General features: G+C 46.5%; 4 protein-coding genes. 3 read left to right on the forward strand and 1 reads right to left on the reverse strand.

Going from position 1 to position 13,281, the window contains the following annotated elements:
* Nucleotides 1-79: 79 nt before the first annotated feature.
* The 3 genes from ABZR88_RS08780 to ABZR88_RS08790 all read left to right on the forward strand — a co-directional run bounded on the left by ABZR88_RS08780 (nt 80) and on the right by ABZR88_RS08790 (nt 10,016).
* Nucleotides 80-4,225 carry a hybrid sensor histidine kinase/response regulator transcription factor gene (locus tag ABZR88_RS08780; protein ID WP_170113602.1) on the forward strand — a complete coding sequence of 1,382 codons (4,146 nt, stop codon included), beginning with the start codon at nt 80-82 and terminating at the stop codon, nt 4,223-4,225.
* Nucleotides 4,226-4,962: 737 nt separating this feature from the next.
* Nucleotides 4,963-8,025 (forward strand): TonB-dependent receptor, encoded by a 3,063-nt coding sequence (locus ABZR88_RS08785; protein ID WP_245917040.1) that lies wholly within the window; start codon nt 4,963-4,965, stop codon nt 8,023-8,025.
* An 11-nt stretch (nt 8,026-8,036) separates the two neighbouring features.
* Entirely contained in the window at nt 8,037-10,016 is a 1,980-nt protein-coding gene (locus tag ABZR88_RS08790; RefSeq protein ID WP_107828613.1) for a RagB/SusD family nutrient uptake outer membrane protein, read from the forward strand.
* A 329-nt stretch (nt 10,017-10,345) separates the two neighbouring features.
* On the opposite strand, the gene galB is transcribed toward ABZR88_RS08790, so the two are convergent.
* Nucleotides 10,346-13,129, reverse strand: a complete 2,784-nt coding sequence (gene galB, locus ABZR88_RS08795; protein ID WP_211309807.1) for a beta-galactosidase GalB — start codon at nt 13,127-13,129, stop codon at nt 10,346-10,348.
* Nucleotides 13,130-13,281: the final 152 nt, after the last annotated feature.

Below are 13,281 nucleotides of genomic sequence, written 5' to 3' on the forward strand. Positions count from 1 at the left end.
GTTCTGTCTGCGTGGTTAAAGCTGCGCTGACAGATAAACCTTTAGTAAGATGATGTGTAAATTGAAGCGAAGCTGTTTAATGTTTTGGTTGATTGTCTTGTGGATGCCATTGTACAGCAATGCCCAGAATGCCATCAATTTTACATCAATCACCGCCAAAGAGGGGCTGGCCTCAAATACGGTAAGCACTATTATTAAAGACAGGTACGGCCTGATGTGGTTTGGCACCACTAATGGCCTAACCAAGTATGACGGTACAAATTTTATTACCTACCGGCATGACCCGGAAAACAGCGGTAGTTTGCCTGCAAACGAGGTGCTGGTATCTATGGAAGATAAAACAGGCACGCTCTGGATAGCAACAGGCGGCGGTGGTTTATGTGCTTATGACCGGGAGTCTGATCGTTTTGTGCCCTTTAAGGGCGATGGCTCATGGGCAGAACTACCGGGAATTTCTATCAGGGCGCTGTGCCAGGATCATGAGGGATGGATCTGGGTAGCAACTTATAGCGACCTCCGTAAGATTGATCCCCGTACCGGGCGGATTGTAAAGCTGCCCATCTTGAGCGCTGACCCGGAAGAGCGCAAAAATTTTGTAGCGCTTTCTCTCCTCGAAGATTCACATCAACAGATGTGGGTGGGTACTAACCAGGGCCTTTATCTGTATAACCGGCAAGCCAACCGGTTTACCCGGTTTGTACATGAGGCCAATAACCCAAACAGCCTGAGCAGTAGCATTGTTAAGTGCGTGGCCCAGGATACTCGTGGAAATCTATGGCTGGGTACTTTTGATGGATTGAACAAGTGGCTGGGCGGTAACAATTTCAAAGCCTACCGGCACAACGGCGACTCGCGCAGCGGCATCAGCAATAACACCATCTTCTCCTTAAGCGCAAATAAGAACGGCACGCTTTGGGTGGGTACCGAAGACGGCGTGGATATTTACAGCCCGACAACGGATAGCTTTGAATGGCTGGCTTCTAATCCCCGCAATATTTTCAGCTTAAAGAACAACTCTATCCGCAGCATTTTTATAGATAAGGCAGGCATTTACTGGGTAGGCACATTTGCAGGAGGTATCAGCAAATATGATCAGCACCTGCCGCTGTTTAATTTGAAGTTGAGTGATCCATTTGATCCGGCGGGATTAAAGTCGCCATTTGTGCCATCAATAACTGCATATCCCAATGGCAAAATAGTGATTGGTACAGACGGTGCCGGGATAGAGTTCTTCGACCGGAAAACCGGCTTGTTTACGCTGTTCACCTTGCGCAGTAAACTGAGTCCTGATCGTAAAGATTTAGTAGTGATGGCTTTATATGTAGATCGCAAAGGCAATCTATGGGCCGGTACCTATCATAACGGATTGTTCCGCATTGATGCTAATGGCCAGAGTGAGCAGTTTTTGGCAGGCAATACCGATAAGAATTTGAGCTGTAATGATATCACCGCCATTACTGAGGATAGTAAAGGCAATATTTGGATAGGCACGCTGGGACATGGTGTTGACATTTACGACCCGGCAGGAAAACGCTTCTCATACCTCAACAACAATAAAGATCTGCCCGGCACACAAGCCAGCTTGCCTATAAATGATTTTATCTCGGCTATAGCGGTATCGCCCGGCGGCGATGTTTGGATCGGGTCGCCGGGGACTGGTATTGCGGTTTATCATCCTAATAGTAAAACTTTTACGCTTTATACCCGAGAGAACAGCCATTTGGCAAACGGGGTGATATCTCATCTGTTGGTAGCTAAAGACGGCACTGTTTGGGTAGCCACCAATCAAGGCATTAGCTATTTTGACAAAGCGACACGCAAATTTCAGTCATTTACCGAAAAAGATGGATTGGCCAGCGGATTTGCCAAAATGATTCTGGAAGGCGACGAGGGATTGCTTTGGGTAAGTACAGATCGGGGCATTAGTTCTTTTGATAGAAAAAGAAAGCTGTTTAGAAATTTTGGTGCCGAAAACGGCGTACAGCAAGGGGCGTTCCTGGTTGGCTCTGGTGTTAAAGCCAGTAACGGCGACGTGTTTTTTGGCGGGCAGGATGGGTTTAACTATTTTAATCCGGCTAAACTGCCAAATCCTTCTGTGCCGGGCCCCGTGTTGTTGAATGATCTGAAAGTTAGTAATGTTTCGGTTATCCCGGGCGAGCAGTCGCCCATTAAACAGCAAATCAATATTGCTAAAGAGATGGTGCTGAAATACGGGCAAAATTTTGCTATCAGCTACGGCGTGCTGGATTTTACATCGGCCAAACAAGCGCAATACGCTTACCGTTTGAAAGGGTATGATAAAGACTGGAACTATGTTCACAGGGCACATACGGCCAATTATACCAATATTGATCCGGGGACTTATGTGTTTCAGGTAAAAGCAAATAATAACGATAAGGCCTGGGACACGCCGGTTACCGAAATCAAGATCACCATCCTGCCACCATTCTGGCGATCAATCTATGCTTATATCATTTATTTTCTGCTGATAGGCGGCTCGTTGTTATGGATCAGACGGCGTGGAATCAACAAAATAAGAAGAGAGTTTGAGATTGAGCAGGAGAAGCTGCAGGTTAAGCAACTGATAGAACACGAACGCCTGGAGGCTGAACGCCTGCATGAGCTGGACCTGCTGAAGATAAAATTCCTGACAGACCTTAGTCACGAGTTTAGAACCCCGATCTCGCTTATTCTGGCACCGGTAGAAAAACTGCTCGAACGCAATTTTGAGGTAGACGATGCCGAACACCTGCACATGATTAACCGCAACGTGCGACGACTGCTTAATCTGGTAAATCAGCTGCTGGATATCAGAAAGATGGAGGAGCAGGAATTGAAGCTGGAGCTGATACAGGCAGATGCCATTAGCTTTATCAGGGAAACGGCTGATTCATTTAAAGACATCGCCGTAAAAAAACAGATCACTTTTCAGATCAAGGTGGCGTGCGATAACTGGACCGTTTTGTTTGACAAAGACAAGATTGAACGCATCATCTTCAACCTGCTATCAAATGCTTTTAAGTTTACGCCCAAAGGCGGTGTGGTATCGCTCTCCATGGAATTAACCGACCTGAACGAAGAACGACCGGCCTTATTGGTAAAGGTAAGTGACACAGGTATAGGTATTTCTGCAGATCATATCGATAAGATCTTTGATCGTTTTTACCAGGTTGATAATCAGGATGCCGTTATTAAGCAAGGCACTGGCATCGGCCTGTCCATCACCAGAGAGTTTGTGGAGTTGCATGGCGGCAACGTGGCGGTAAAAAGTACCCCGGGCCGCGGTACCGAGTTTTCTATTAAGTTACCGCTTGTGCGTCCTGAACCATCGGCGCCGGATGCAGATGACGTAAATGTATCAGACCTGAATTTCCCGGAAGCAAGACAGCCGGCCGAAGGGGAGAGCGCCGAAGATAAGGCGACAGATCAAAGAGTCACGGTGCTTTTGGTAGAAGATAATGACGAATTGCGCTACTACCTGGCAGACCATTTAAGCAAACATTACCGCATTATTGAGGCTGCTAACGGCAAAGAAGGCTGGCAGAAAGCACTGAGCGCGCACCCGCAGTTGGTTATCAGCGATATCAGCATGCCTTACATGTCGGGCATTGAATTAAGTAAGAAGCTGAAAGCCGATAAACGTACCTGCCATATCCCGGTGATTTTGTTAACCGCCATGACCGGCGAGGAGGAGCAACTGAGAGGCCTGCAATCTGGCGCTAATGATTATCTGACCAAACCTTTCAATTTCCAGATATTGCTTACTAAAGTTGCCAACCTGCTTGATCTGAATAAACATCTGAAAGATACCTATACCAAACAAATCCAGGTAACCAGCGAGCCCCTGGAAATAGAATCGACCGATGTAAAACTGCTTAACAAGGTTATTAAATATATAGACGATCGGCTGAGTGATCCTGATCTTTCTGTTGAAGATTTGAGTAAACATGTTGGCATGAGCAGGGGATCGCTTTATTACAAGCTTCGCGAGTTAACCGGTTTAACCCCAATAGAGTATATGCGCACAGTAAAGCTAGATAAGGCAGCCGTACTGCTTGAAAACAGCGATTATAATGTGGCGCAGGTTGCCTACATGACCGGGTTTGGAACGCCAAGCTATTTTTCAAGAATGTTTAAAGCCAAATACGGCGTTCTGCCATCAGAATATCTGAACACCAAGCGGGGCAACAAAGGCAAAATCAATACTTCATCAGTTTCAGAGTGATTCTCCTTATCAGAGTAATTGTCAATGATTGGACAGGAGGCTATTTTACATGCCGCTCCGAAGGAGCTTAGAATGTTTTTTGCAGCAATAAGCTATTAACATGTCGTCCCTTCGGGACTGAATAGTCGCTTTGTAGCTCCGTTAGGAGCGAAATGTTAATAGCTAAGTTTTAAGAGTAGATTTTTGAGTTCCATCGGAGCGGCATGTTCAATCAAAGTTATTATTGTGCCACGGCCAAAAGCGACGGATCTTCATAATAAAAGGATAGGTATCACCATTGCTGCTTGAAATTTTTTATAAAAGATACCCGCAAATGGGGATTTGATGCTGATGGATGCTTCTGAACTCAAAATTGAACAATTGGAGCATCATTTTAGTCAAATGTACAATAGCTATTATCGCTTTTGAGTGAAATTAGCATCCGTTAAGTGAGGGCATTCTTAGACTCTCACACCAATTATATAAACCAAATAATAAATTTTAATAGAAATCAATAACTCATACGGTCTGGTTTTGCAATCGATTGCAGAATAAACGTAGAAGGGATTAAGCTAAACGCTCATGATTAATAATTGACAGATATTTTGAAATATTAGATCCAGGACCTAATATTCGAGCAAAGAAACTAACCCAATCTTTAAACCCTATAGATACTAATTATGCGATTAAAAATTTACGAGAAGAAATTCGAAAATGCGCACAATAAACCGGCTTCAAAAAGGGGAGTATCCCTTTTGTTGGCAGTCATACTAAGTATTTTCTCGCTGAGCTTATATGCTCAAAACGTAACTGTTAAAGGCCATGTGCTTGACGAAAGAGGCCAGGGCATGCCCGGAGCAACCATCCGTATTAAAGGAGCCACCCGCGGAACAGCAACCGATATTAACGGTTCGTATCAAATTTCGGCCCCTAAAAACGCAACACTCGAGGTAACCTCAGTAGGTTATGTTACACAAGCTGTAGCTATTGATGGCCGTACCAATATCAATGTTACTTTAGTGCCAGATGCAAAGACCTTGCAGGATGTAGTTGTGGTTGGTTATGGTAGCCAGCGTAAAGAATCGGTAACCGGTTCGGTTGCTTCTATCAGCGGAGCCAAGCTGAATGAAGTAGCATCAGCAAACATTGCCCAGGCTTTACAGGGCCGTTTGCCAGGTGTTGAAATACAGCAAAACTCTACCAAGCCAGGTGCTACGGCACAGATCCGCATCCGCGGTACCCGTTCTATCAATGCATCAAATGATCCACTGATTGTATTAGACGGTATCCCGTTCGGCGGAACCATTGCAGATATCAGCCCGGATGATATCAAAAGCATCGATATTCTAAAAGACGCATCTGCAACGGCCATCTATGGTTCTCGCGGTGCAAACGGCGTTATCCTGGTTACCACCCGCAGGGGCAGCATGGGGCAGGCGCCGCAAATTTCTTACAGTGCTTATGGCATGGTTAAGGATGTAATGAAATATCCGATGATGAACGCCACCGAGTTTATTGCGCTGCGCAAAAGAGCCGGCCTGTACACTGTTCCGGGTAGCGACGAGGATATGACCGGAGCCACCAATACCGATTGGCAGAGCTTGTTTTACAGAAAAACGCCTTTCAGTCAAAATCATGATTTGAATGTGATGGGTTCTACCGCCAGCAATGGCAGCTATAAGTTTGGTTTAGGTTATTATAATGATCAGTCGCCAATTCCGCTACAACAATACACCCGTATTGCCTTACGCGGATCTGTAGATCAGGAGATTGGTAAGTACTTCCGTATTGGTTTTACTACTAATACCAACTACAGCATTACAGATGGTAATAACTTAACTGCAAGTAGCATGTTGGCTTTATCACCTATTGCTAATCCGTTTAATGCTGATGGATCTACCAAAAGAATAGTGAACGAGGCGCTAGACCAGGCATGGGTATACACCCGCAACACCATGGCTGGCTTAGGCGACTCTTATGCTAACCGCACTAAAGATTTTGCCTCTTATAACTCAGCTTATCTGGAAATGAAAATTCCGGGAGTAACCGGATTGAAATATCGCCTTAACCTGGGCGGCAATATACGTAACAGTAACAACGGCAGCTATACCGGCCAAGGTGTTTTCAATTCTAACGCCCAAAGTCAGAATAGTGCGTCAATCACCAACTCGCAAACCACGCAGTGGACAATTGAAAACCTGCTTTTCTACGATCGTACTTTTGCTAAGAAACATAACCTGAACTTAACTGCGTTATATTCTGCCGAGCAAACAAACTATAACAGCTCATACATTAGCAGGGTAAATATTGCAGGCGATAGTTTTCAATATTTTAACCTGGGCCAAACCTCAACCGGCAGCAACGATGATATTTCTATCAATCCGGCTTCACAAGGTTACAATCAAAGCGGTTTAGTGTCATTAATGGGACGTGCCATTTACACTTATGACGATAAATACCTGCTTACTGTAACCTATCGTCGTGATGCTTCTTCAAGGCTAGCCGAGGGCCACAAATGGCATAATTATCCGGCAGTGTCCGCAGGCTGGAATATTGACAAAGAAAGCTTCATGAAAAACGTAAGCTGGATCAACGCTTTAAAAGTGCGTGCCGGTTATGGCGAAACCTCTAATCAGTCTATCGCGCCTTATGCTACACTGGGTCAGTTAACCGTTAGGCCGTACAACTTTGGTACCACTAACGCCAACGGGTATTATGTTAGCCAATTGCCTAACCCTTTGTTAACCTGGGAGTTTTCTAAAACCAAGAATCTGGCACTTGATTTTTCTTTGTTCCATAACAGATTATCAGGAACCGTTGAAGCTTATGATACCAGAACCAGCAATTTATTGTTGACCGTTGGCTTGCCTGCCACCTCTGGCGTAGCTAACTATGTTGGTAACGTAGGTTCAACATCAAATAAAGGTTTTGAAATTTCATTAAACGGTACCATTATAGATCATAAAAATGGTTGGACCTGGGATGCAGGCGTAAACGTTTATCGTAACGTTAACCGTGTAACAGCCCTGGCTTCAGGACAAACCCGCGACGAGAACAACTGGTTGTTTGTGGGCCATCCGCTCAACGTAATATTTGATTACCAGAAGATAGGTATCTGGCAAACCAGCGAGGCTGCTACTGTGAAGCAGTATGAAGGCCCATCAGGCGTACCGGGCATGATTAAAGTGCTTTACACCGGTACTTACAATGCAGACGGATCGCCAACCCGTACTACCAGCGCGGCCGACCGCCAGATTCTGGATGCTGATCCAAAATTCCAGGGTGGTTTCAATACCCGCGTTGCCTACAAAAATTTTGATTTCAGCGTAGTGGGCGCCTTTGTAAATGGCGGTATTCTGAACAGCACGCTGTACGGTGCCAATAGCTACATGAACCTGGAGTCTGGACGTAATGCCAACATCAAAATTGACTACTGGACTCCGGACAATCCGAACGCTAAGTTCCCTGATCCACTGGGTCCAAAGGGTTCTAACAACCCAATGTATGGCTCAACTTTAGGTTATTTTGACGCATCATATCTAAAAATCCGCGCCTTAACCTTCGGTTATAATGTAGAGGGCAAATGGATGAAAGCTATTGGTGCAAAAAGGCTGCGTGTTTATGCTACCGCACAAAACCCGTTCATCTTCTTCTCGCCATATTACAAACAGTCTAAGCAAGATCCTGAACCTAATAGCTACGCTAACGATAGCTCAACCATGGCCGTGGCTTACGGCAGCGGGCAAGCCCGATTGTTGACTGTGGGTACTAACGTGCCTAACACCCGTAACTATTTACTTGGATTAAATGTGACATTTTAAAATATACCACGATGAAAAGAGTATATAAAAGATATTTTCAAACGGCTGCATTAGCCGCGGTTACACTGGCCGGTTGTAACAAAATTTTAGACGAAAAGCCAAGAGCAACATTTACGCCTGATTTTTTTAGCACACAGGCGGGTGTGCAGGGCGGTATTACCTCGCTGTATGGTCACTTGAGGTATATGTATGGCAATGGCTATTTCATCAACTCTAACGAGGCCGGTACTGATGAGGAAACCTGGGCACAGCTTGCAGATGCCAACACCAAAAACATAGATTTCTCTGGAGTTGGAACGATAAACAAACAGACTGATAACTCGGGCATTGTATGGAACAATAACTTTCCTGATATCAATACGGCCAGCGGCGTAATTGAAAACGGTGGCAAAGTAGGTGTGTCGGATGCGTTGATTGCCGAAGCCAGGTTTTTCCGTGCCTTTGATTATTTTCTGCTGGTGCAAACCTTCGGCGGCGTGCCGCTGGATTTGGGGGCAGGCGAACTGAAGTTTAATACCTCTACCGTTAGAACTTCTAAACGGAATACGGTGCCTGAGGTGTACACCAAAGCCATCTTCCCTGATTTGCTGACCGCCATCAATAACCTGCCTACCACAGCACGTGTTACCGGCGGACTGACCAAAAACGTGGCTCGCTTAATTTTAGCCAAAGCTTATTTAACCTACGGCTGGTGGTTGCAAAATCCAAACAATATCCCAACTTATCCTGATGCGCCACGTACTGACCCGGGAGGACATGATGCTACTTATTACTTCAATCAGGCTTATACCGTAGCGGCTGCCGGTATTGAGGCGCCAAGTCCGTACGGCTTACAACCAACATTTTATGATGTAAATGTGGCCACGAACGACCGTAATAACGAAGTAATGTTGTATGCCGATCATACCCAATCAAGCAGCCAGTACAATGGTGGCGATTTGAGCTATAGTAGCGGTGGTTTTAGTACCGATAACTTTGCCTCATGGTTCCAACAGTGGAATTACACCATTATCACCAGCAGTAAAACCAACACCAGCTGGAGCGCCTATAACTCGGTGCAACGTGCGGCTGTACAGTCATTAGGTCGCCCGTGGACGTTGCTGGCGCCGCCTCAGGCTGTGTTTAAAGTTGCTTTTGCCGATAAGGTAAATGACTCACGTTACGATGGCACCTTTGTTACCAAGTATCACTGTAACATGAAAGAGGCCGGCTACGCGGGCAGCACGCTTTACAACGCTAATTTCCTGCCAATAGGCGAGGGGGATGTGGTGCTCAGCTTCCTGGATAATGATGTAACCGGTGTAGATTATTCTAACTCGACCTATAAAAGTTCGGTAGGTGCCGGTGTTTTGCCCGGAAGAGCAGACTTTGTGATTGAGCCAAGCAAGATCAGCAGGATTGCCTATCCGGCCAATTTTAAACTGGGCCCTTACCGTACAGATAACAACGGTGGCTTAGGTTCTCCAAATGGCAGCAGTACCCGTCCGTTCCCTGCTGTTAAGTTCTCTGAGTTCTTCTTTATTGCGGCAGAGGCTGCGGTTAAAGGCGCAACCACCAGAGCCATCAGCGGTACCTATAGTAATGACGGTACTGCACGCGGTTTAATTAACGTGCTGCGTGCCCGTGCAGGCAAATGGCGCTTTGATAATGGTAACCAGGTAACCAAAGTGCAGGATAACAGCGCGGCCATGACGGCCGCCACACCAGCGGTTATTGATATCAACTACATCCTGGCAGAAAGAACCCGCGAATATTTTGGCGAAGGCTACCGCTGGTTTGACCTGGTACGCACCCAAAAATGGACCGAGTTGAGCAGCACCTTACAAATTGCGGGTGCAACCAATCCTAATGATTTTAACGATCATTCAGTTGGTACGTTTACCCGTACCATTGTGCCAACAAACTATTTAAGACCAATCCCGCAATCGCAGATTGACGCGTTGGATATGAGCGCAGCAGATAAGGCCGCTTATCAAAATCCTGGATATTAATATCGGGGCATATATTTGGGGCATATATGTTAAAGGGAGATGCATGCATCTCCCTTTTTTGTGGGCTTTTGTTCGGTAAGTAGTATCTGAGTTGATTTAAAGCGATCTTCCTGAACGATGGACAGGTCGCCCCGCTGGGGCTTGTTCTCGGTAGGGGCTTTATACTACAAACAGGCCGTCCCTATGGGACTTTTCTTTGAAATGTGATAATAATAGCTCCGGAGGAGCGACCTGTTTGTAGGTGTGTTGGTCTCTTTTTCCTCAGCCCCATCGGGGCGACCTGTTATTTTTTTCCCGAACGCTTTTTGAATAACTGTTAACGGCTGTGCTTACTCAACAAATTCGCCGTCCTTAACTTTCAGGCTGATAGCATCGCTTTTAAGTCCATCAGAAACCACGGATACTTTTGTTTTAGCAGTTTGTCCAGGCTTAGCTTTCAGCACAATCAAGCCCCAACCGTTAAACGTGTTACGCTTAGTTGCCGCAAACGAGGTCATGTCTGTTGCATCACCGTTGTCCGTAGCAATTATTTCCGCGTCGCCGGTTAATGAAACAGAGAACGGGATATTAGCCGTTGGCACTACCATGCCTGATTGATCGGTAACGCATACTTTTATAAATGCCAATTTTTTGTTCGGTTCGTCTGAACCTGTGCTGTCAATCATCAATTTTAGTTTAAACATTGGTCCGGCAGTGGCCAGGCTGTCAGTTGCCCACGGTTTGCCGTTTTTGTAAGTCACTACCTTTATTTTTCCGGGCTGATAGCTCACGCTGTCCCAGCGCAGGCGGTATTCATTTTTGCCTAATCTTTTGCGGCCCTGAGAAATGTTGTTGACAAACAGCTCGCCCTCATCGCCCGAAGTAAATACGTGGACGGGTACAATTTTGCCTATACGGTCAGGCCAGTTCCAGTGTGGTAATAGGTGTGCCATTGGCAGTTCCGGTCGCCAGGCGGCCTGATAGAGATAAAATCGATCTTTCTTAAATCCAGCCAGATCTATAATGCCAAAATATGAGCTGCGCGAACTGTAATAGGGAGTAGGCTCGCCTATATAATCCCAGCCGCTCCATACAAAGCCGCCGGCAACATAGGGGTGTGCATACATGGTAGCCAAAACTTTTTCTGCCGATGAGCCAAAGTCTACGCTGTAAAGTTCGTATGCGCTTACCTGGTGCTTTTTACTGTCGCCACCCAATCCATCTTTCACCGGTGCACTGGTGCCGCTAAATACAGGGAAATAATACTCGCCTCTGCTGCTCAGTGCCGCTGCGTTTTCTGTGCTGATAATCACTTTATCCGGAAACTTGCTATGGAACGCCGGATACAGCGGTGGCGTGCTGATGCCTTTAAGCCCTTTATAAGCATCGGCATCCCTGATACCTTCGCCCTGGTAGTTCAGGCCAATAACATCAACAACGGCCGGGAGGGGCATATCCGGCTTGGCATAGTTCATGGCTGCGGTTGATGGGCGTGTGCTGTCTTCCTCTTTCAAAATGCGATAAAGGCGTTTGGCTACCGATGCTCCCTTTTCGCCGGTATATTGTTCGCCAACTTCGTTACCAAAGCTCCACATCAATACCGAGGGATGGTTACGGTCTCTTCTGGCCAGGGCGCGCAAATCCTGCTCGCTCCATTCGTGGAAGATGAGGTGAAAATCAAGCGGTGTCTTTTTGGTTTCCCAGTCGTCAAAAATTTCATCTATCACCATAAAGCCCATTTCATCGGCAAGGTCCAGCAGCTCTGGCGCTGGTGGATTATGCGCCAGGCGAATAGCATTGCAGCCCATTTCACGCAGTTCAACCAACTGGCGTCTGGCTGCCTGACGGTTAAACGCAGTGCCGAGAGCCCCCAGATCATGGTGTTGGTTAACGCCTTTGATGTAAATATGCTCTCCGTTTATAAATACGCCTTCGTTGGGGTCAAAGCGAATTTCCCGGACGCCAAACGGTGTCTCGTAGCTGTCAACCGGCTGGCCATTCTGATATACGGTAGTTACCGCCACATAACGATTGGGCTTTTGTGTAGGCCGAGGCCCCCAGAGTTTGGGCTGAGGGATGGTTGCTGTGGCATTAATGGTATCAGCCTGATTGCCGGAGATGGTTACTTCCATATTTTTAATCCGGGCAACGGGTTGGCCAACTTTCTGGCCTGATGCACCTAGAAGATAAATGGCTGTGCCGATGCTTACCTGCTGATTTTTACTTGATGTGTTATCTACAGACACCCTCAACCCAACCGTCGCTGCAGCTGGCGACAACTGTTTGGTGATAACCGTTGTTCCCCACTGGCTCACATGAATTTTGTTTTGTTTGTTGAGCCATACATTACGGTAAATCCCCGCCCCGGGATACCACCGTGATGATGCCGGAGGGTTATCCAGGCGGATAGCCAGCTGGTTATCGCCACCGGGAATAACGTAAGGACTAAGATCCAGCTGCCATGAACTGTAACCATAAGGCCAGCCGCCAACCAGTTTGCCGTTAAGCCAAACCATAGCGTATGACATGGCGCCTTCAACCTCCAGATAAATAGCCTTACCGGCATCAGCTTTACTGATGTTTAACTTTTTGCGGTACCAGGCCACACCCTGCACCGGGAGCCGCCCCATGCCACCGCCTATAATGGCATTATCGGCGGTGTAAAAAGGTCCTTTTATGGCCCAATCGTGGGGCAGATCAACAAATTGCCAATTGCTGTCGTTAAAGTCGCCTTTCACAAATGGGAACTGGCCGCCTGGATTGCCCTTGGGCCTGATATATCTTTTGGCCGGGTCTCTGATAAAAGCATTGCCGCTGGGCATAATCCAGGGTTTTAAAACTTTGGCGTCGGCTTTTATGGACACGGCATCGGTGGGCCTGGCATCAGCGGGGCCGCCATCGCGGTTTTCAAAGCTGGGTCTTGCATCGTAGATCAAACTATCGGGCGTAGCTCCTTCGGGATACCTGAAAAACTTCCAGCCATTGTTGATGGAAATATGTTGGCGTGTAGCCTCTGGTTTGACTGAGACAGATTGACAAATACCGTTGTTTTTCAGGGCCAGCAAAGCAATCGTTAGCATGGCCACGTACCGCAATTGTTTAAGCACGATAGGTTGATGTTTTGGGAATTTCATTTAAATAGGTTGTTGCCCGTTGGGCTTGTATCTGGTTAGTTTTTCAATCTAAAGATAATTAACCCATTAGGCTCCATACTGGTCAAATGTCTCGAAGGATGTGACAGATGTTCGTACTGACGGATTATTTGACCATCATCGGGTTGAACAAA

Source organism: Mucilaginibacter yixingensis (genome assembly GCF_041080815.1).
GTDB lineage: Bacteria > Bacteroidota > Bacteroidia > Sphingobacteriales > Sphingobacteriaceae > Mucilaginibacter > Mucilaginibacter yixingensis.